The 20882-nt window shown below is 58.9% G+C and carries 16 protein-coding genes; 10 read left to right on the top strand and 6 right to left on the bottom strand.

Annotated elements, in window-relative coordinates; genetic code table 11:
• Positions 1–200 precede the first annotated feature (200 nt).
• Positions 201–1172 carry a glycosyltransferase family 2 protein gene (locus P3T25_RS17125; RefSeq protein ID WP_429358472.1) on the bottom strand — a complete coding sequence of 324 codons (972 nt, stop codon included), beginning with the start codon at positions 1170–1172 and terminating at the stop codon, positions 201–203.
• Positions 1169–2260: a UDP-galactopyranose mutase gene (gene glf / locus P3T25_RS17120; RefSeq protein ID WP_429358502.1), complete on the bottom strand. Its 1092-nt coding sequence runs from the start codon at positions 2258–2260 to the stop codon at positions 1169–1171. The genes P3T25_RS17125 and glf overlap by 4 nt, the downstream gene beginning before the upstream one ends.
• Positions 2261–3431: 1171 nt before the next feature.
• Between glf and P3T25_RS17115 the strand changes: the two genes are divergently transcribed.
• The 7 genes from P3T25_RS17115 to P3T25_RS17085 all read left to right on the top strand — a co-directional run bounded on the left by P3T25_RS17115 (position 3432) and on the right by P3T25_RS17085 (position 13743).
• Entirely contained in the window at positions 3432–4649 is a 1218-nt protein-coding gene (locus P3T25_RS17115) for a glycosyl hydrolase (RefSeq protein WP_429358471.1), read from the top strand.
• A 307-nt stretch (positions 4650–4956) separates the two neighbouring features.
• Positions 4957–7302 carry a polysaccharide biosynthesis tyrosine autokinase gene (locus P3T25_RS17110; RefSeq protein WP_429358470.1) on the top strand — a complete coding sequence of 782 codons (2346 nt, stop codon included), beginning with the start codon at positions 4957–4959 and terminating at the stop codon, positions 7300–7302.
• 114 nt (positions 7303–7416) lie between these two features.
• The gene (locus P3T25_RS17105) at positions 7417–8580 is read left to right on the top strand and encodes a hypothetical protein (protein ID WP_429358469.1); all 1164 of its coding nucleotides are present in this window, start codon (positions 7417–7419) and stop codon (positions 8578–8580) included.
• 237 nt (positions 8581–8817) lie between these two features.
• Positions 8818–10008 carry a carboxylate--amine ligase gene (locus P3T25_RS17100; protein WP_429358468.1) on the top strand — a complete coding sequence of 397 codons (1191 nt, stop codon included), beginning with the start codon at positions 8818–8820 and terminating at the stop codon, positions 10006–10008.
• A gap of 98 nt (positions 10009–10106) precedes the next feature.
• Positions 10107–11360, top strand: coding sequence for an NAD(P)-binding domain-containing protein (locus P3T25_RS17095; RefSeq protein WP_429358467.1), 1254 nt, complete (start codon positions 10107–10109; stop codon positions 11358–11360).
• A gap of 109 nt (positions 11361–11469) precedes the next feature.
• Positions 11470–12354 carry a polysaccharide deacetylase family protein gene (locus tag P3T25_RS17090; protein WP_429358466.1) on the top strand — a complete coding sequence of 295 codons (885 nt, stop codon included), beginning with the start codon at positions 11470–11472 and terminating at the stop codon, positions 12352–12354.
• Between the two features lie 696 nt (positions 12355–13050).
• A complete protein-coding gene (locus tag P3T25_RS17085) occupies positions 13051–13743 on the top strand; it encodes a glycosyltransferase (RefSeq protein ID WP_429358465.1) in 693 nt (230 codons plus the stop codon).
• 65 nt (positions 13744–13808) lie between these two features.
• Here P3T25_RS17085 and P3T25_RS17080 read toward each other — a convergent pair whose 3' ends face one another.
• The 3 genes from P3T25_RS17080 to P3T25_RS17070 all read right to left on the bottom strand — a co-directional run bounded on the left by P3T25_RS17080 (position 13809) and on the right by P3T25_RS17070 (position 16591).
• On the bottom strand, positions 13809–15416 hold the full coding sequence (locus P3T25_RS17080; protein WP_429358464.1) for a methyl-accepting chemotaxis protein: 1608 nt from the start codon (positions 15414–15416) through the stop codon (positions 13809–13811).
• Positions 15417–15863: 447 nt separating this feature from the next.
• Positions 15864–16271, bottom strand: a complete 408-nt coding sequence (locus tag P3T25_RS17075) for a DUF2471 domain-containing protein (protein ID WP_429358463.1) — start codon at positions 16269–16271, stop codon at positions 15864–15866.
• Between the two features lie 38 nt (positions 16272–16309).
• Positions 16310–16591, bottom strand: coding sequence for a hypothetical protein (locus P3T25_RS17070; RefSeq protein ID WP_429358501.1), 282 nt, complete (start codon positions 16589–16591; stop codon positions 16310–16312).
• A gap of 489 nt (positions 16592–17080) precedes the next feature.
• Here P3T25_RS17070 and groES point away from each other — a divergent pair, with 489 nt between their 5' ends.
• Together groES and groL are read left to right on the top strand one after the other, a co-directional pair.
• Entirely contained in the window at positions 17081–17371 is a 291-nt protein-coding gene (gene groES, locus P3T25_RS17065; protein WP_007178996.1) for a co-chaperone GroES, read from the top strand.
• Between the two features lie 54 nt (positions 17372–17425).
• Positions 17426–19066: a chaperonin GroEL gene (groL, locus tag P3T25_RS17060; RefSeq protein WP_154560268.1), complete on the top strand. Its 1641-nt coding sequence runs from the start codon at positions 17426–17428 to the stop codon at positions 19064–19066.
• A gap of 264 nt (positions 19067–19330) precedes the next feature.
• Here the strand turns inward: groL and P3T25_RS17055 are convergent, their stop codons facing one another.
• Complete coding sequence (locus tag P3T25_RS17055) at positions 19331–20191, bottom strand: hydroxymethylpyrimidine/phosphomethylpyrimidine kinase (RefSeq protein WP_154560269.1); 861 nt, start codon at positions 20189–20191, stop codon at positions 19331–19333.
• A 298-nt stretch (positions 20192–20489) separates the two neighbouring features.
• Between P3T25_RS17055 and P3T25_RS17050 the strand changes: the two genes are divergently transcribed.
• Positions 20490–20660 carry a rubredoxin gene (locus tag P3T25_RS17050; protein WP_006047743.1) on the top strand — a complete coding sequence of 57 codons (171 nt, stop codon included), beginning with the start codon at positions 20490–20492 and terminating at the stop codon, positions 20658–20660.
• Positions 20661–20882 lie beyond the last annotated feature (222 nt).

Below are 20882 nucleotides of genomic sequence, written 5' to 3'. Positions count from 1 at the left end.
AATCCTAGGAGGCGATCAGAGCCGAAGCGCGAGAAAAGGCGTTATTTGACTAAGCTTTGTCGAAACGACAGTTCTCCTTACGAATGATAAATGTTCATAGCGCGCTCCATGCGAGGAGGAAATGACGCTTCAACTGTAATGTACGGGTATGCGGCGGTAGGCCTATCAAGGGAGGTCGCCTGCTGCGGGCCCGGTCGGGCTCAGGAATCACCAAGAGATCTCTTCCAGTCGGTCGGTCTGACTGTATCGAACTGCCTTCGACCCACTGCCTGTTCAAAGTAGCGGACATAGAGCACGATGACGCTAAAACGGCGATCGCCGAAGACGAGAATACGAGCAAGCCTTCTTGCAAAAATCGATGCGGCCCAAAACGGTGCGGGACCGCGATGCCTGAACACCATATCGACATAGTTGCGCAGCCCGCACGCGTACTTCCACTGCGTTGCTGCGGGCATGCGCCTGGTCTCGATCCACGCGCGCAAAGAGCGCGGACGCTGGATCAAATCGCGGTTTTCTCCGTCCTTGTGTGTCATCTGGGAGGCGGTTACGCAACGCAGCTCACCAATGCGGCTCAGGCGCGCGGTATATTCGACGTCGTCGTTCCACACAAAGTACTCGTGGGCGGGGAACCCTACGCGTTGAATCGCATCGTGCCGGATGCACGCTCCAACGAACGACATATAGTCGGTCTTGAAGGAGGCGGCCGCGTGGTGCTCGGGCATTGACACAATGAGTCGCATCCGTTCGTCGAACGTTCCCTGATGCCAGAACTGCACACGCCGATCGATGCCAAATACCGTGCCGCACAGTGCAACAACGTCAGTGCGTGCGGCGTCCTTGGACACCAGCAGTTTTTCGAGCGCATCGGGCATAGGCTCTGCGTCGTCGTCCATGAGCCAGTACCAATCGAAGCCTTTGGCAAAGGCAGTGCTGATGCCCCTTGCGAACCCGCCGGCCCCGCCGGTGTTGCTCTCCGACAGAACGACGAAAACCCTGTCGTGCTTTGCCTCAACGGCAGCCAGATACTCGCGCGAACCGTCGTTGCTGCCGTTGTCGACTACGTAAATCGCATCGACGGGCCACGTTTGAGCAAGCAGCGCTTCGACGCATTCTTCCAGCAAGGCTCGCCGGTTGTACGAAACAACGATTGCGGCAGCGCTTACGGGGTTCATTCGATCAGCTCCTCGGCGGCTTTCAGCGCAGCGCCCACAACCTGGTCCATGTTGTAATAACGATATTGCGCGAGCCTTCCGACAAACGTGACGTCGGGCGTGGCCTCCGCGAGTTCGTGGTAGCGCTTGAAAAGCGCCTCGTTCTCGGGACGAGGAATGGGATAGTACGGATCACCTTCGGCTCGCGGATACTCCCTCACAATCGACGTGCCGCTATGCTGCTGGCCGGTCAGATGCTTGAATTCCGTTATCCGCGTGTATTCCTGGTCGTTAGGGTAGTTGATCGTCCCGGTCTGCTGGAAGCGTTCTACTTCGCCCAGATGTTCATGCTGAAAGAACAGGCTGCGGTAGGGGAGCTTGCCGAAGCGAAAGTCGAAATAGGCATCAATGGGCCCCGTATAGATTGTGTGCTCGCGTTCCACGATCGACCTGATGGCGCGAAAATCCTCTGACAGGCGCACCTCGATGTTCGGATGTTCGAGCATCTTCTCGAACATCGATGTGTAACCCTGGGCGGGCATGAACTGGAACGCATCGGTAAAGTAGCGGTCGTCGTCGTTTGCGCGGGTCGGTATGCGTGCAGCGACCCCCGCTGACAGTTCAGAGAGGTCGAGTCCCCACTGCTTTTGCGTATAGCCGCGGAAGAATTTCTCGCAGAGATCATGGCCGACGCTGCTTAACACCACGTCTTCGCTCGTCGCGACAGCGTCCCGGGGCTCGCGAACGGATTCGAGGTACGCCGTCACGCCCTGCTCGTCCAGATCAAGGTCGTATAGCCTGTTGATCGTCGTCCGGTTGATAGGGATGGGATAAAGCTCTCCGTCCACATGAGCGAGTACACGGTGCTCGTAGGGCCGCCAGTCGGTGAAATTCGACAGATACTCGAAAATTCGCTTGCCGGATGTGTGAAAGATGTGCGGACCGTATGGATGGATCAGCACGCCGTTCTCATCATGACAATCGAACGCGTTTCCGCCGATGTGACTCCGCTTGTCGATGATCAGCACTCGCTTGCCGGCAGCGGCAAGGCGCTCAGCACACACTGCGCCCGCAAAGCCGGCCCCCACGATCAAGGCATCATATTTCATCTCTCGAAGTCCTTTAGAGAAACGCGCAACGGTGGCGGCCATTCAAGTCATCAGCAGCACATGAACGGCCGTGGAGAGCTCGGGCACCCAACGGCACCGCGGTGGAACGGGCACGCGCCGGATCCGGCACTGGTCACCTTCGAAAAACGCGGCCGCGCTGCAAATCAAAAGCAGGCATGAGCAGGACGGGGCCGGGAATGCGGTGTCTTGCGCGCGACCGTGCAGACAACGTCACCGAGGAGAAGGGTGCCCACTTGATATTTCGCCTTCGGTACGTTTGCGCACACAGCGCAAATCCCGTCGTGTACCGCGCGTTCGGGTGTCGCGAGCTAATTTCTTGCGGTTGACTACTTTGGCAGTGGTCGATGTTTTTGTATGGAGAGCGAATCACATGGACCGCGTCACCTTCAGTCTGCCGAACGGATATTTATAGTCGGTTTGATTGGGGTCGCATGGGATTTTGATGAGTCCGCTGCACCTTTGATTATTTAATGTGAAGAAAGCGTAAATTGGATTCGCTAAATGAGGGGAATTACCTGCTTAATCAATTTGTCCGGATGCCGGCTTTATTAATCATACAAATTGGAGGAGGCGATCTGCTTGCATATTCGTATGAATAAATCCATTGCCGAGTGGTTTTTTATAAGGGGCGGATAGCGTGGAAAACCGGGGAATCGCCCGGCGGCAAGGCGCGAGCACAAAATTAAACTTCTGTGAATAGATAATTAACGGAACTAATTCTTTTTTTTCACCGCGTGAATGCAACAAAGATATGTGCGCGAGCACACACTCGTTCTCATTTTGCGTATCAGTAATGCAGATATTTACCTTTTGTATTAGGTATGGAGAATGATCGCCTTTTCGTCGGATTTTTACATCCAGTTACAACATCGGAAAAAGTGTGACGCATATACTGCGATCCCCAAACAGAAATGCGTAAGTTGTACTCATGACCTTATCTAAACGATCAAGGAATCAGACACATCTTCTGGATTCCGTCCCCGCTTTAATTCCCACTGCATCTGTCCCTCGAAGGAAATTTCTCGCCGGCCTGGTTGCGGGCGCAGGGTCCTTCGCCCTTTCGGCATGCGGTGGCGGTGGCGCAGACTCGCCCGGCGCGGTAGCCAATAGCGCGAAGGTGGCTAACACGGCAAGCCCAGGCAGTTTTACGGTGACCGCCCCGACAGCCAACGCGACTGTATCCGGTTCTGTCACGGTGACAGGCACCGCGGGCAGCAATTGGGTCAACGTATGCATATTCGACCACGCGAGCGGCGCCAAGATTGGCGCCGACACGAAACCGAGCAACGGTACGTTCGCTATCAAGGTTGACACGACCAAACTGTCCACAGGCGCGCATCAGTTCGACGTGATGGGATTTACCGTCGCGGCCGGACAGCCGGGCGGCACCAAGACCACGACGTCTGTTCCAGTCACCGTCGCCGCACCGAGTTCCGGCGCGCTGTTCTACGGCATGAACGGCCATCTTGCCTACCCGAGCGGCATCTACCACACCATGTCGGCGGCCGCGCAACTCGCATTGCTCAAGGATCTCGGCGTCACGAATTATCGCGTTGACGTCGCCGATGGCGGAATGGCTCAAACGGTCGCCAACGCACTGACCGGTGCGTTTGCCGGCAGCGGCGTCGCCATCATGCCGGTGCTCAATCCTATTTCGGCTGGCTGGAATAAGAACGGCTCCGAATCGGCGGCGTACACCTTGGGCTACAACCTGGCGGTCGCATGCACCAAGCCGCTCAAGGGGCTCGTCAAGTACATCGAGTGTGGTAACGAACTCGACGCGACTGGCCTGATCACCACGGGTAACGGCAGCCTGACGAGCAACTACAGCCCCGCCATCTGGCCGGCGTTCCGCGGCGTTATCCGTGGCATGATCGACGGAGTCAAGGCGATCGACTCGTCGATTCAGTGTGGCGTGAATGTCGGTATCCCGCTTGCATACCGCGGCTTGCAGATGCTGTGGTCCGGCATCCAGCCTGATGGCAGTGCCAACGGCGTTTCGGGTCAGCAGCAAGTCCGCTGGGACTACACGACGTACCACTGGTACCAAAGCTCAGGCGATATCACCTGTGGATGGCAAAACAACGCGTGCCTGAACGTACTGCAGGTTCTGAAGGACTCCTTTAACGTGCCGATCTGGTTGACGGAATGGGGTTGGTCGGGCAGCCAGGACAGCGCAGCGCAAGCGGCCAGCTACACGACCGCGGCGCTGAAGGAGTATCGTGCGCTCAAGGATCAATACAACATCCAGTCGATCATGATGTATTGCCTGATCGATCCGGCTTATGGCCTCGTGCAAGAAGATGGTGTCACGAAGAACCCGGCTTACACGAGCTTCAAACAATTCGTTGCCGCGAATCCCGTCTGATCCGCCATTTCGCTAGCCTGCTAGCGTAACAAGCCTCTACCCGTGCAGCCTACGTGCTTTCTGCAAGCCGTAGGCTGTTCTTTTTTCGGAAACACCATGGGTGGCGCGATTTTGGAGTCGTGTGCGGTAAAGCACAGACCGCGTTGCTGCGACGCCACAATCTGCGAAGCGAGACACCACCCGCATGCGAGCTCGCCGGACCCATAGATCCAGTCTTTTGCGCACTACAGTCGGCGCAGCGCTTTCGAGGAAAGCGGTTCGCGAGCCAGCGATTCGTTCCGGTCCCAACACACAAGGAGTCCGACGTATGAATACGAGTGTTTCCGGTAATCCGCCGGTTGTGCTGCGGAATAACGTGGACGCGTTCTCCGGCGGCGAACTATGGCGGCTGATAGTCGACAATCTTGGGCTGGTCATCTGCATTGTTCTCCTGGTGACGGGCGCGTCTGCGCTGTACGCTTTTATCGCGACGCCTATGTATTCCGCGGATGCATTGGTCAAGGTCGATTTCCCTCAGCCCAACGCGCTCGGTGAGGCTTCGAAGGCGCTGGAGCAAGTCGTCCCGTCCACGCTGCCTACCGAGGCGGAGATCCAGATCATCCAAAGCCGGAGCGTGCTTGTGCCGGTGATCAGTAAATTCAAGCGGGACACCTCAATTACGGCGAACGACATCCCGGTTATCAGCGCGATCACCCGCCAATTCGCCACGCCGGGCACGCCTATGCCGGCACTGGGCGGTTTGAGCAGCTATGCATGGGGCGGAGAGGACGCGTCCGTCGGTTCACTGACCGTTCCCGCCATGCTTGAAGACAAACCGCTAACGTTGACCGTCCTTAACGGCGGCCGCTACCGGCTCGCCGTTGCCGGGCGCACGCTCCTCGAGGGCGCCCCCGGCATACCGGCTGAGGCCAACGGCGTGGCACTCACCATGGAGCGGCTCGTAGCGCGCCCTGGAACCCAATTCACGCTCGTGCGCTTTAGCGACGTCAAGGCAATCGAACGTCTCTTGCACCAGTTGAAGGTCAGCGAGTCGGGCAAGGAGACGGGCGTCGTACAGATCGTTTATGAAAACCCCGATCCAGAACTGGCCCAGGCCATTGCCAACGGCATCGCCCAAGGCTACATCGCTTCCCACATCGCACAGCATCGCGCAGAGGCGCTCCAGACCCGCGAGTTCATCGTCGGAGAATTGCCGCAGCTTCACGCCAACCTGACCCATGCAGAGGCCGAACTGAGCCAGTACAGAACCGCGTCGAGTTCGATGCAAGCGGGTACCGAAGCTTCGTCGTACCTTCAGGGCAGCATTGAATTCGATCGCCAGATCGCGATGCTCAAAGTACAAAGAGCGGCGTTGGCCAGTCACTTCACACCGACCTCACGTGACGTGCAGACCGTCGATAGCCAGATCGAGCTTCTGCAAAAGGCTAAAAGCGCGTTCGAAGCGCGCTTCGACCAGTTGCCCGCCTCCGAGCGCCGGGCTGCCGATCTCACTCGCGACGTAAAGGTCGCTGAGGACATTTACGTCGCGATGGTCAACAAGTCCAACGAGCTGGCTGTGACGCAGGCTGGCACGCTTGGGAATGTGCACATCATCGACACCGCGCTGTTGCCCGTGGATCCCGTGAAGCCGAAGCGGGCCCTGGTGATAGGCGTGGGTGCCGTCGGCGGTTTGATGGCGGCGATTCTGTATGTCTTTGTCCGGCGCCTATGGTCGTCCACGCTTGAGCACTCGACGATGGCCGGGCGCCATCTGAACCTGGCGGTCTTTGGTCAGGTGCTGTTCAGTGACGAGCAAGCCCGACGGGATCGTGCGCTGAATTCGAACTCGCAGTCAACGAAGGGTCGCCTCACTGGTGGAGCGCAACAGAAAGTAGCCGGAGGCGCAACCGGATCGCCTCCCAGATTGGCCTATAGTGGCGCTGCTTTGCGAGACGCAGAGTGGGCCACCGGCCGCTTCCTGCTCGCGACCGACGGGCACGATGACATACCGCTTGAGGCGTTGCGGGGTATATGTGTGTCGTTGCAGCGGCAAATTCAGGACGCGACGAATAACGTGCTCGTCGTGACGGGTGCGACGCCCGGCACGGGGAAAAGCTTTGTATCGTCAAATCTGGCGGTCATCAATGCGCAGGCCGGCAAGCGCGTATTGCTGATCGACGGCGATATGCGCCGGGGCCAGTTGGCCGCCAATTTCAAGCAGACCGGTGCCGGCGGCCTCGCCGAAGTCCTGAACGGTCATGTCAACGTTGATCACGTGATTCGGAACACCGATGTTTATGGCCTTTCGTTTATTGCCGCAGGCCGGTTCCCACACAATCCGTCGCAGTTGCTCTCGACACCTCGCATGCAGCAACTCGTCGGCCATCTTGGCAAGCTGTATGACTTGATCATTATCGATACACCGCCGGTACTAGCAGTCAGCGATGCAAATCTGATCGCCTCTGTCGCGGGATCGACGCTGCTCGTGGTACGTCCGAACGCTCAGAGCGAACGGGAACTGGAAGAAACCGCGCAGCGTCTCGATCGCGCCGGCGCGCGTCTGGTCGGCATGATCTTCAATGCAATGCCGCGACGGCGCAGCGAGAAACGCAGCTACGGCTATGCGGCAGCCTATTCTGCAGCGGGTGTCCCGCAAGAGCATGCCGAATCGTGATCGTCGCCGGCGGGGCGTGTAGAGTTGCCGGATGAGCCGGCTAGGACCATTCCGCGCGACTGGAGGAGTCAAGAGTAAGCGTCTTGCCCCGCGCGTTTTTGCATTGAGAAAACAATGTACTCCAGACTGATATCCGCGCTGTTCTACATGTTTTTTACCTGCGTTATTCTGAATCCGCAGGTGAACGGGATCACGTTATATTTTTATCTCTTGATCCCGTTTCTCGATCCGGAGTTCGCGCGCTTCCTGAGCGGCACGGCTCGTCGTTGGGCCGGCCCGTTGCTCATCGCGGTCGTGGCAAGCGGGTTGACTTCGCCTTCGGCTGCAGTGCGGGTCCTCTCGATTGCCATCTGCATAGGCTACCTGATGTACACGGCTGAACGCCGCATCAGCTATCTTCATCCATGGATGGTCATCAACATCCTGTTCGCAATCGTGCAGTTCGCGATGTACTACATCGACCGTGATTTCGCGATGCAACTCGGACCGACGAATCTCGCGAAACTGATCTGGGGGAACTATGCGACCAGTACCTATACGAACTTCTTCGAGGTGTTTTACTTTGCTCGCGTCTCGGGATTTTCGCGTGAGGCGGGATTCTTCTCTTCGCTGCTGGTGACGTCTTTTATCGTGTACCTGCTTAGCGATTCACCGAACAAGAAAATCATTGCTATTTACCTTATCGGCCTCTTCATTAGCTTCTCGAAATCGTCGATGACGCTGTTCCTCTTTGCCGCGCTCTATCCCGTGCGTGCAAGATTGCGGTCGGTCCACCCACTGATGACAATGGTTGCGTACTTTGCGGTGACCGCGGCCATTTCGCTGTACCTTGCATCGAACGATTTCTTCGACTCAGAAACGTTTGGCCACCGGCTGGCCGGCTACGCGTTCCTGTTCGATGCGCGGCTGGGGGATATCGTCAGCGGCATCACCGCACACGACATCATCACGCACTACAAGTACCTTCCCTACATCCGTTTGATCCAGGGCGAAATGGAGGACGCCGGTGTGCCATTTGCCGGTCTGGCTGCCACGGTCGCTGAAATGGGGATCTTCAGTGCGCTGATTCTTTTTGGTGTCATCGCGTTTACCGCGAGCGACGGCTTCGTCATGCTGATTTTCCTGCTCATCAGCGCCACCGTGAGCGTGACCACTGTCACATCCTTTATTCCGCTTGCGTACGTGATTTGCTACTGGCCTCGGTTTTCGGCATACAGCGCTCACCGCGTGGAGCTTTCGCGGCAGTTCGAGCCACTGCCACGGTACGGCAAGACTTAGTCTTGCTGTCTCGTGCGACGCGTTGCCGCTGGAGGCCGGCTGTGACGCGTTATCGTCTCGATTCGTCCTCCCATTTTTTCGGCGATTGTGCGCCCGCGCATCGAGCGGGACTGCGGCGCGCCCCTCGAGTTATCGAGCAGAAGGCCCGAGCCGCGGAACGGCGAGACTGTCGACAGCGCGACTTCCTGCGATGCTTTCGAAGGCTCACGTTCGTCCGATGATCAAGGAATCGACAGTATGGTGAGCCGATACGGTTCTGATCGAATAGCAGGGGTCGTCGTGGGTGCCTCGCTGAACGGCCTCGGCGTGGCGAGGTCTCTCGCGTGTGCACGCGTTCCGCTCGTCGTAGTCGATACAAAAATCACGCGCTCAGGCATGTGGTGCCGCTACGTACGCGCGCACTACATCAAAAGCCTGATCGGAAAAGCCTTCGCGGACGACATGATCGAACTCGGCAAGAAATTCAAGCAGCCCCCGGTTCTTATATTGACCGAAGAAGAGGCGGTGCACGCGGTGTCGGAAAATCGCGAAGCGCTTGCGAACTGGTTTCGCTTCCGCCTTCCGGCGGACTCGACCGTCAAGATGTTGTGCAGCAAGGCAGGATTTCACGACTTCGCGCTGAAGCACGACTTTCCGGTTCCACGGTCCGTGACTATCGGGAGACTGTCCGACTTGGAATATCTATCGGAATTACGCTATCCGTGCGTACTGAAGCCGGACGACAAACGCAATGTATTGAGGGGCGAGAGGGAGCGGGCGGTTCGGGTCGACTCTCTCAGCGCTGCGCGCGCGCGAGCTATCGCCATGCTTGCCACGCCCGGCGGCATCATTGCGCAGGAGTGGATCGAGGGGCCCGACAGCAACATCTATTTCACGCTTTTCTATCGGGGGAGCGGCGGGAGTGTGATCAGCATCTTTACTGGGCGCAAGGTCCTCAGTTCCCCGCCGGGTATCGGCAATACCGCCATATGCGTTGCCGCACCCGAAGCGCGCGAAGTGCTCGAGTCGTTGACATTGTCGTTCGCCGAGCGGGCCGGCTTCGAGGGCATGGGGAGCATCGAATACAAGTGGGACGACAACCGCAGGCGGTTCGTGATGGTCGAGCCGACGGTCGGCCGTACGGACTGGCAGGAAGAAATCGCCACGCTGTGCGGCGTCAATATTCCGCTTGCCGCTTACCGGCATGAACTCGGTCTGCCGCCCATACCTGACCAATCGTGCCGGGTACCGGTCGCGTGGCGCGCGACGTTTGCCGACCGGGTGCCGCCTCATCTGCTGGGCGAGCGCACGAAGATCGTTGACGGATATTTTCGCTGGAGCGATCCCGCTCCGGCGCTGCAGTTTTATGGCCTGCTCAGTCCGCTGCGGCGCTTGAAGCGCGCGTGGAACGTGACTATGGCACTCAAGCTGCTGCAGGTGAAAGTTTAGCGTGGGCTGGTATTTGACAACGTGTCGCGCTTCGCGACGCTGGCCTCGAGCGTGGGCGCCTGGAAGCCCTGAGTGCCGTCCCTGGATGGAGATGAGCAATGTCCTTTACCGACACCGCAATAATTGGCGCAGGGCCGTATGGGTTGTCTTTGTCCGCACACCTGAGCGCCGCAGGTGTGGTCCATCAGATTCTCGGGCAGCCGATGCGTGCCTGGATCAATTTCATGCCACCAGGCATGCTCCTACGTTCCGAGGCGTTCGCTTCGAACCTCCATGCGCCGCTGTCCGGATTCACGCTCGAGGATTACTACCGCCAGAAGGGTATGCGCTATCAGCCGATGGGTATGGAACTGCCGCTCGAGACGTTTGTGGATTACGCGCGTTGGTTTCAGTCGAATCTCGTCGAAGATATCCAGGCAGTCGACGTTGTCAACCTGCGACGCGTCGACGGGCATTTTCAACTGGCGCTGAGCGACGGCCGCTCCCTCCTCGCGCGCAAGGTGGTGATCGCTTTGGGACTCAAGGGGTTCGCGCAAACCCCTGTCGCACTGCGAGGCCTGCCTGAACGCTATGCATCTCATTCGGCGCTTTATGGGGACCTCGCGTGGGCGCAAGGCAAAGACGTCGCGATAGTCGGCGGCGGACAGTCGGCGCTGGGGCTCGCCGCGCTGCTGCATGAGCAAGGATCGCGTGTTCACGTGCTCATGCGCGAAGCGGGCGTGATATGGCATCCACGGCCTCAAGCTTCTCGCGGCATCCTATCCAGACTGGCGCGTCCTGACGCTGGCTTGGGACGAGGCTGGCGCTCACTCTTCCTGTCTGAGTATCCGGGCCTTTTCCACATGCTCGATCAAGGGCGGCGCAAGCAGATCATGGAGCGGTCGTACGGAGCGTCCGGCGCCTGGTGGCTGCGTGATCGCGTCGTCGGCAAGGTGAAGATCTCGTTTCGGACGGAGGTTCGCTCCGCCGCTATCGACAACGATCAGGTCATCCTGCGCGGGATAAGCGAGGACAAGGAATCGGCCGTTGCCGCCGACCATGTCATCGCCGCGACGGGCTTCAGGACCGATATGAGGCAGCACGCGTTTCTATCGAAAGAAATCGTAGACGCGATTTCGGTCAATAGTGGGCTGCCCGAACTCACCTCCAACTTCGAAACACAGGTTCGTGGCCTCTATGTGATCGGGCCGGCTTCCGCTCACAGCTTTGGGCCGGTCATGCGTTTTGTCTACGGGGCGAGGCACGCAGCGCCCAGTGTGGCGCGGCATATAGCCCATTCGTTGAAAGCGGACGCCAGAGATGGCGTGTGGTCCTCTGCCGAAGGCCATGTGCTCGGGCGAACGGGCGAGTAGCCGCATGCGTTCCGGCAGTCCGCCCGGTCCTTGATGTCGCGATTCAGCACAAGACAGCGCAATTATCGCGGCACCAGGTTCTTCGAAATGCACAGAGCGGAGAGGTGAAATGAATCGGGGTAAGGCATTACTTAAGGAGATCCTTGCTGCGCTCGTCGTCTTGACGGGCATTGCCCGAGCGACGCGCGCATGGCTATGGCGCGACCGGGTGGCGGTCCTGCTCTATCACGACCCCGACCCGGCGACACTCGACAGGCATCTCACCTATCTTCGAGAAATATGTGATCTGGTGCCGCTGACAGACGTCGCTGCGCCCGGCCGGGGACGTCCACGCGCGGCCATTACGTTCGATGACGGGCATGCGGGCAACGCAGCGTTGCTGCCTATCTTCATCAAGCACAAGGTGCGGCCGACGATCTTCCTCTGCAGCAGCATCGTCGGCCGTCCGCGCAGCCATTGGTGGTTGCATCCCGGCTCAGTGCGGGCGGGCCACGAACGGCTGAAGCGTATGACGAATGCGGAACGCCTGACCGAACTCGCGGCACATGGTTACCGCCAGGACGCCGACAATCAGGCGACCGGCCTTAGCATCGAGCAGATGGAAACCATGCAGGCGTACGTGGACTTTCAGGCTCACACACGATTCCATCCCGTGTTGACTCGTTGCAGCGATATCGAATGTGCGGACGAAATCGGCAACAGCAAGCATGAGATCGAGGCGCTGCTGCACAATGTCTGCGAGCACTTTGCCTACCCGAACGGAAACTATGGCGATCGCGAAGTCAGTTTCGTAGAAGCGGCGGGATACAAGAGTGCACGCACATGCGATGTCGGTTGGAACGATCACCAGAGTGACCCGTTTCGACTGCGCGCGATCATTGTCGACGACAGTGCGTCGACGCGGCGATTCGCGGCGCAATTGACCGGTATCCCGCTCTTCTTGCATTACCTGAAGAAAGGTGGCGGTTGGAGCGGACGATTTCCTCAGTTTTGATGGTGCGCTGCACATCCTGTTGCGCTACGTGTCCTGGCAAACACAGCCGTTGGGTACGACACGCTAGCATCTTCCGAGCGAGGAATTCCAGCTATACCGTCCACGTTTTGCGTGATCCCATTTGTGCAGTCAAAGAGGAGCGGGGAGATGCAGCGCTGGCGGGTATTGCTGATCAACGATTTTTTGCATATGGGCGGCGCGGAGATTGTCTATAAACAATCCGCAGGGCTTCTGAGTACTCTATCCGGGGTTGAGGTCGAGCGCTTCGACGATAGTCGATTCGTCGCGCAGACTTCCATGTTGTCGAGAATATGGAATGTTGCTGCCGCTCGCGCGCTCGAGAAAGCAATTCTCGCGTTTCGGCCGCATCGGGTGCTGGTGCATAACTACCATAACGCTCTCTCGCCTTCGATCCTGAGCGTTATCGCACGATACAAGCGCGATCTGGGGTACCGCACGTACCATACGTGCCACGACTACCATCTCGTCTATTACAACCCGATGATGCAATACTTCGAGAAGGGCAAGCCCCTGATTCTGCCGCTTGAAATGTTGAGTACGCGCACGGCGTTCAAGCTTCGTTCGTCGCCAAAGGGCCTCATGCATGACCTCATGACAAAGGCGTACTGGCATGCCGTGCGTGCGGCGTGCCATCCGTCGCGCATATTCGATCAGATTCTTTGCCCCAGTGCCTTCATGCAGGAGGCACTGCACCGCTGCGGGATCCGCAACACGGTGATCCTGCATAATCCGTCCGCTGTTCCGGCTGCGCTGATTCCCTCGGCCGTCCGTAACAAAGACCGCTTCAATCTTGCGTTCGCTGGAAGAATCTCGCAGGAAAAAGGCCTCGCGCAGTTCATCGAGCTCGCGCAAGCGGCGGATTTTGAGCATATCAACGCTATCGGTGTTTATGGCGAGGGTCCCGAGCGCGCGGTTATCGAGCAATGCTTCGCATCACTCATCGAATGTGGCAAGCTGATTTTTTTCGGCAGCTTGCCGCAGGAACGCTTGTTCTCGGACCTGCAGCGCTTCGCCGACGCGGTCATCGTACCCTCGGTGTGCGCGGAAAATGCGCCGCTCATCATCATCGAGGCGGCGATGCTTGGCCTGCCTGCGCTCGTTCGCGATGGCGGAAGCATGGCGACGACCGCGGACGCTGTAGGCAACAAGATCAAATTCCGCACTGATCCGGAGAGTCTGAAGCTGGCGCTTGGGCAACTGGCCACGCATCTTTCGAACCCTGAGAGAAGATACGACGTCGACCAGTATCTTCCTGAGTATTATGCTGAGCGCCTTGCCGAAATCATGTGTATCGGCGAAGGCGCGCCACCTTCCGCATACCCTGCGTTCGCCGCAGACAGCTCCCAATCTTCTAGCGTGTTGCGATAGCCGCGAACGCTGCCTGAGCCTGACTGTCTGCAAGCGCGGCGGATGGGTTGCGTCAGTGCCGCGCGTTAGACAAGCTCGCCATGCATGGAGGCGTTCACTTCATGTGTATCGCCGATTCTGAAGACAGCCACTGTATCGCGCAGACCGCTTGCCCGGCTGGCCATGGATCGCGCCGCAGTAGAAACCTGCTCGACGAGTGCCGCATTCTGCTGGGTGACCTTATCCATTTCGGCAACGGCGTGGTTGACCTGCTCGATGCCCGCTGTTTGCGTGGTCGATGCATGCGCGATCTTGCCCATGATGCCGGTGAGCTGATGCACCGATCGCATGACCTGGTCAATCGTCGCGCCTGCCTCGGTAACGAGGTGGGCGCCGGCTACGACATGCCCGGCCGACTGTTCAATCAACGCCTTGATTTCCTTGGCCGCTCCCGCGCTACGCTGCGCCAGCATGCGGACCTCACTCGCGACCACCGCAAATCCACGTCCTTGATTACCGGCGCGGGCCGCTTCGACAGCGGCGTTCAGTGCAAGGATATTGGTCTGGAACGCGATGCCTTCGATCACACTGATGATCTGCCCAACTTTCGAAGAACTCGTGGAGATGTCCTGCATGGTCGTGACGACGCGTTTGACGACGTGGCCACCCTGGACGGCGGTGTCGGAAGCCATGTTCGCAATCGCGCTTGCTTGCATGGCGTCCTCGCTGTTCTGCCTGACAGTGGTAGTCAATTCTGCCATGCTGGCAGCCGTCTGCTGCAGCGAGGCGGCTTGCTGTTCGGTACGCTGCGAAAGATCGACATTGCCTTCGGCCGTCTCGACGGCACGTACAGCGATCGACTCTGCTGAAGTCTTGATTTGCGTGACGATGGATGTCAGTTGCACGCGCATCGTCTCGAGCGAGGCCATCAGGCTATGCGCGTCGCCTTTGTGCAGTTTGACTGTCACCGCAAGATTGCCGGCGGCGATCTCCCGTGCGATGCGCTGTGCCTCGGCGGGTTCCGCACCAAGCTGCCTGAGTATGCCGCGCGTAATCAGAAACGCCGCCGTCAAACCGATCAGCAGCGCGGTTGCCACCGAGGCGGCGGTGACCACCTGCAAGGTCGCATAGGTGGAAGTGGCGCGGTTCGCTGCGGCCCGACTGCGGGTTTGTTCCAGTGCAAGCAGTTCGTCGAGGGTGGATAGCCACACGAGCTGTTTCGGACGTACTTCACTCACGAGGACCTTCACTGCCGCGTCCTGATCAGTCGACAGCGCCCAACTCCGTGCTTCCTTTTCGACGAGCGGTAAGGTTGCGGCTTCTTCCTGCCTGAGCATGGCGAATAGCCGGCGCTCGTCGTCGGTTGTCAGGGGGGACGCGTTGAACAGGCGCCCAAGCGCCTGATAGTTCTCTGTATAAACCGCTTCCTGTTTCGCAATGGACGCCTGCTCGCTCGCAACGTCTTTCTCGTCGGTCAGCAAGGCCATATTGCGGATCGCAATGGCGATGCCGCTCACCGCGCCCCGCAGGTTAGTCACACGAGCCGTCTCGACGTCGTGGACCTCGACGATGTCGTCGAGTTTGCCGCGGATACTGGCCACACCGCTCGTCCCCACAGCGGAAATGGCCGTGAGCAGCAGGAGGACGGTGCCGAAGCCAAGCGCCAGTCGTGCAGACACATTAATTTGAGCCATGACGGTTCTTTTTTTTGGGTCGTTAGGCTGCGCGTCGATTGACGTATTTGAATGCGTGCGCTCGCCGGTTTATTGTTAGCCGGGCAATCCTAGTGCACTTATCGTAGTGGAAATAACTGTTTTTTTGACATTTGCAGTACGTGGATTCGGGCGGTACGGGTTTCGCCTGGCGCGATCAATTTCTTCGGCCTGGAGTGTGCCAATCATGAGGTGTTCTACCCCAACGGAAATCTGGCGTCCAAGCCCTATATCAAACCTGAACTCGCAGCGAACCCACAGATTTTTCCAAGCGAGACTGAGTTGGCCACAATGTATCCGGAACTGTCCTTGCCGGCAGACTTTCTGCGCTTGCGCAACCGGCTCTGGCAGAAACTCAAGACCGGGTATTGAACGTCTGTAGTGCAGGCCGGTGGAGTGATCTCCCCCGATCGATACGGGCTTGGCGCGTTAGTCCTGCGTGGCCACATCGGTAGCGTCGGCGGCCTGTACCAGTGCACGCACGAGCAGGTACACGGCTGGCAAGTTGTCGTCGTCACGTCGCCAGTCGACGGGTTCGTCGAGATCCATTCCGGACAAACGACTGTCCTCAAACCGGACAAACGTGGAGCGCACTGTCTCGTTGTGCCTCGCCAGGAAGCCCCGATTCTCAAAGACCTGTTCGTCGATTGTCAGCAGCGTGCGCCAGGTCGGCAATCGCGCGCCGCTTGAGTAACGGCGACGGCCACTGTCGAGGTGACGACCTGCGACCGTGGCAATGATCTGCTGGAGGTCGAGCGACGCGCTGCGGAGTGCGCGTTCGAGGGCGACAGGATTGATGTCGTGGACATCCCTATCAAGAGCAGAGTCGTTATTCATACCGTTATCTTCCTGAGGACTCGCAGCAACTCGCAGCATCAAGGTTGATGCTTCAACAACGCCTGGTTTCGCTGTGCCAGCAACTGGCGGATCTGGGCAAGATAGTTATCGCCGACCGTGCAGTCTTCAACAGGCCGGATATGTTGATGAGGCGTTGGTGGACGTACGCCGAGATAGCGGCACACCGCGGACAGGTAGGGTTTGCCGTTGCCTCCCAGGTGTCGCGCAGCAGCAGCCACGCGCACGTCTCCGACATGCTTGCGCAACCAGGCAAGCGTTTCGCGATCACCGTCGTTCAAGATGCGGATGAGCTGGTTCATGACCGATCCTGTATATAAAAACAGTACTGTGAATTTATACAGTATTTGATCGGGATGCAAGTCAATTCGCAGGTCTACTCCACCAACCGAACGGCCATCGTGTCCAGGCTGGAGCGAAATATTCTCGATTGCCGGCCGGTCAAGGGATTTCCCTGGTCCAGGGATTACGCACATATTTCGCGCACCTGGCCGAGGAATGGCCGCCCGCGAGCGCACAACGCGCAACTTGATGGTGGCGAGCGTGCACGGATAACTTGCTGTATTTAAAGGCGATCCGTGCGGTATGTCCGGTTTTCGCTGCGGTGCAAGGTTCAGGCTTGAGCGGATCTCGATGTCGACAACTGTCAAAGCGACATCCCTTCTTGAATTTGTCACCACCCGTCCATATAATTAGCACTCGCTGCACGAGAGTGCTAACAACATCGCCGGTTGGCTCAGCCAGCCGGGTTTTCTCAGCGTTCTTCAGTCTCAATCAAGAGAGGAGTATGTATGAACCTTCGTCCTTTGCATGATCGCGTGATCGTCAAACGTCTGGATCAAGAAACCAAGACCGCGTCGGGCATCGTGATCCCCGAAGCCGCAGCAGAAAAGCCGGATCAAGGCGAAATTCTGGCAGTCGGCCCGGGCAAGCGTGACGACAAAGGCGCACAAATCGCCCTCGACGTGAAAGTTGGTGACCGCGTCCTGTTCGGCAAGTACGCAGGCCAGACCGTCAAGGTCGACGGCAACGAACTGCTCGTGATGCGCGAAGAAGACATCATGGCCGTGGTGCAAAAGTAAGCGCCAGTCGCTACTTTTCCCGGTCATATCCCAAAGAATTCAAGGAGTTAGAAGATGGCAGCTAAAGACGTCGTATTCGGTGATTCCGCCCGTGCCAAGATGGTTGAAGGCGTGAACATCCTCGCGAACGCTGTGAAGGTCACGCTGGGCCCGAAGGGTCGCAACGTTGTCCTGGAACGCAGCTTCGGCGGCCCGACGGTCACGAAGGATGGTGTTTCGGTCGCGAAAGAGATCGAACTGAAGGACAAGCTCCAGAACATGGGCGCACAAATGGTCAAGGAAGTCGCTTCCAAGACCAGCGACAACGCAGGTGACGGCACCACGACCGCAACGGTTCTGGCTCAGTCGATCGTCCGCGAAGGCATGAAGTACGTTGCATCGGGCATGAACCCGATGGACCTGAAGCGCGGTATCGACAAGGCTGTGACCGCAGCGATCGAAGAACTGCGCAAGATCAGCAAGCCGTGCACGACCAACAAGGAAATCGCTCAAGTTGGCGCGATTTCGGCAAACAGCGATTCGTCGATCGGTGACCGCATCGCTGAAGCGATGGACAAGGTCGGCAAGGAAGGCGTGATCACGGTTGAAGACGGCAAGTCGCTGCAAGACGAGCTGGACGTGGTTGAAGGCATGCAATTCGACCGCGGCTACCTGTCGCCGTACTTCATCAACAACCCGGACAAGCAAGTTGCCGTGCTCGACAACCCGTTCGTGCTGCTGCACGACAAGAAGGTTTCGAACATTCGTGACCTCCTCCCGGTCCTGGAACAAGTCGCAAAGGCTGGCCGTCCTCTGCTGATCATCGCAGAAGACGTCGAAGGCGAAGCGCTGGCTACGCTGGTTGTGAACAACATCCGCGGCATCCTGAAGACGGTTGCTGTCAAGGCTCCGGGCTTCGGCGATCGTCGTAAGGCCATGCTGGAAGACATCGCGATCCTGACCGGCGGTCAAGTCATCGCTGAAGAAACCGGCCTGACGCTCGAAAAGGCAACGCTGGCTGAACTGGGTCAAGCGAAGCGTATCGAAGTGGGCAAGGAAAACACGACGATCATCGACGGCGCTGGCGAAGGTGCAACGATCGAAGCGCGCGTGAAGCAAGTGCGCACGCAAATCGAAGAAGCTACGTCGGACTACGACCGTGAAAAGCTGCAAGAGCGCGTGGCCAAGCTGGCTGGCGGTGTTGCAGTGATCAAGGTCGGTGCTGCGACCGAAGTCGAAATGAAGGAAAAGAAGGCACGTGTCGAAGACGCACTGCACGCAACGCGCGCAGCTGTGGAAGAAGGCATCGTTGCTGGCGGCGGCGTCGCACTGATCCGTGCACGTACGGCAATCGCTGGCCTGAAGGGCGCTAACGCCGATCAGGACGCAGGTATCAAGATCGTGCTGCGCGCGATGGAAGAGCCGCTGCGCCAGATCGTCACGAACGGTGGCGAAGAAGCCAGCGTCGTGGTGGCGGCTGTTGCTGCTGGCACGGGCAACTACGGCTACAACGCTGCAACCGGCGAGTACGTCGACCTGGTTGACGCAGGTGTCGTGGACCCGACGAAGGTGACGCGCACGGCGCTGCAAAACGCAGCTTCGGTCGCTGGCCTGCTGTTGACCACCGACGCAGCTGTTTGCGAACTGCCGAAGGAAGATGCTCCGATGGGCGGCGGTATGCCCGGCGGCATGGGCGGCATGGGCATGGACATGTAATTTCCGATTGAGCCTCACTCGGGCCTCGTTTGAGGCTCCGTTGGAAACACATGGGGAAGTGCGTCGCGAGGCGTGCTTCCCAAAACGAAAAACCCGCAGAAATGCGGGTTTTTTGTTTTGGGGCAAGGGGTTGGGTCGTCCGGTATTACGCGCGCTTCGCGCACGCGGGATTCGTCAGACAGTTAGGCTGGTCGGGCTGGGGCTGAAGTGGAAACGCTTCCCCGGCGCCTGCCGCTCGCGCAGCAGACGCTTCGAGTCGTCAAATTAATGCCGTGCTTCGCCCGGTGTCGCATCCTTGCCGGTTGCAGGCGGCGTGTCGTCGTCGCTGCTGCGGGCCCAGAAGAAGCGATCGGGCAGATATGCGCCCATGCCTGGCCGGAATGCGTTGCGCATCGCCTGATACAGATACTCCTGCGCCTCGCGTACGGCTTCAGCAGGGTCCTGGCCGTTGGCCAGCAAGGCGGCAATCGCGGCGCCGAGCGTGTCGGTAATGCCCATAATCCGATGAGCGCCGCGGTCCCACATATCCTGGCGAAGTTGGCCGTCTTCGCTGAACAGCGTATTGACGAGCCGGTGCGTGCCGGTTTCCGTCGACAGAATGTATTCGCAGCCTTGCGACAGCAGATGCGAGATCGCCGCGTCGAGGCTCGGCGCCTCGGCGTCGCCGTCCGGCTGGGCGAGAGCGAGCAGTGTGGTCGAATCGGCAACCAGCAAGGTGGTTTGCGGCGCCAGCAGGTCAGCGATCGCTTCGCGCAGTTCGTCGGCGGCGAGCACGTGTTCGTCGTCGAGCGTGAAATCGGGGGCGAGGATCAGCGGGATGTCGTCGTAATCGGCGACCACCTCGGCAATCGCGCTCACCACTTCAGCGCGCGTGCATGCGCCGACCTTGAACGCGGCGATCGGCATGTCTTCGAGCAGCATCCGAGCCTGGGTCGCGACCACTTCAGGGTCGAGTCCGGTGACTTCGTCGCAGCTTGCCGAGTCGCGCACGGTATAGCCCGTGAGCACGGAGACGCCATGGCAGCCCATGCTGGCAAGGGTCATCAGGTCGGCTTGCAGGCCGGAGCCGCCGGTGGGATCGGAAAGGCCGAAGGTGAGGACGATCGGAGGCGTGTCGCTGGGCATGAAGATTTACAAAAAGGAGCTGTATTTAGGCGCAGACGGTGCGCAATCGGCTCAATTATGCGGCCTAAACCGTTATGAAGGCGGTTTTTCGCAGTCTTCGGCGCATTGCCGCACGCCAGCAGCACGTGAGCGGCAGCCAGGCGCGACCCTACGCGCAAGCGCCAACCAAACCGACGCAACCCTCTAGCCAAAGGCCGCCGCACGCTACGATTGCGCGTTTCTGTTTGCTAGGCATTGGGGCGGCAACACGGTACCATCATGGCTCCCGTTTCCACGGACTCTACGACGCGACACAAGAATGGAATATCAAAGCTGGATGTGCCTGATTTGCGGCTGGATTTACGACGAAGAAGCCGGCTTGCCGGACGAAGGCATTGCGCCGGGCACGCGCTGGGAGGACGTTCCCATCAACTGGACCTGCCCGGAATGCGGCGCGCGCAAGGAAGACTTCGAGATGGTCCAGATCTGAGGTCCAGGGGGCAAACGGCAGTCTCCAGCTGAGCGCCATGCCGTGTGGTTGCGGCGCGGCGTTTTGCGGGCAGCGTCGGCCGGATCGAATGCGATCCACGCGCTCGGAGCGCAGCCCCAACGCGGCGGCGCGGAACATCCCCGGTTGCACCGTGTCGCAGCGGTAATCTGTCATTGTTCTGTCGCCAGTTCGCGCGTTAGCCGATCAGTCTCTCGTGCAGCG

The sequence above is a fragment of the Paraburkholderia sp. GAS32 genome (assembly GCF_050434225.1).
In the GTDB taxonomy this organism is placed as follows: domain Bacteria; phylum Pseudomonadota; class Gammaproteobacteria; order Burkholderiales; family Burkholderiaceae; genus Paraburkholderia; species Paraburkholderia madseniana.
The sequence above is the reverse complement of the archived record's forward strand: the minus strand, read 5'-3'. Positions and strand labels throughout refer to the sequence as shown.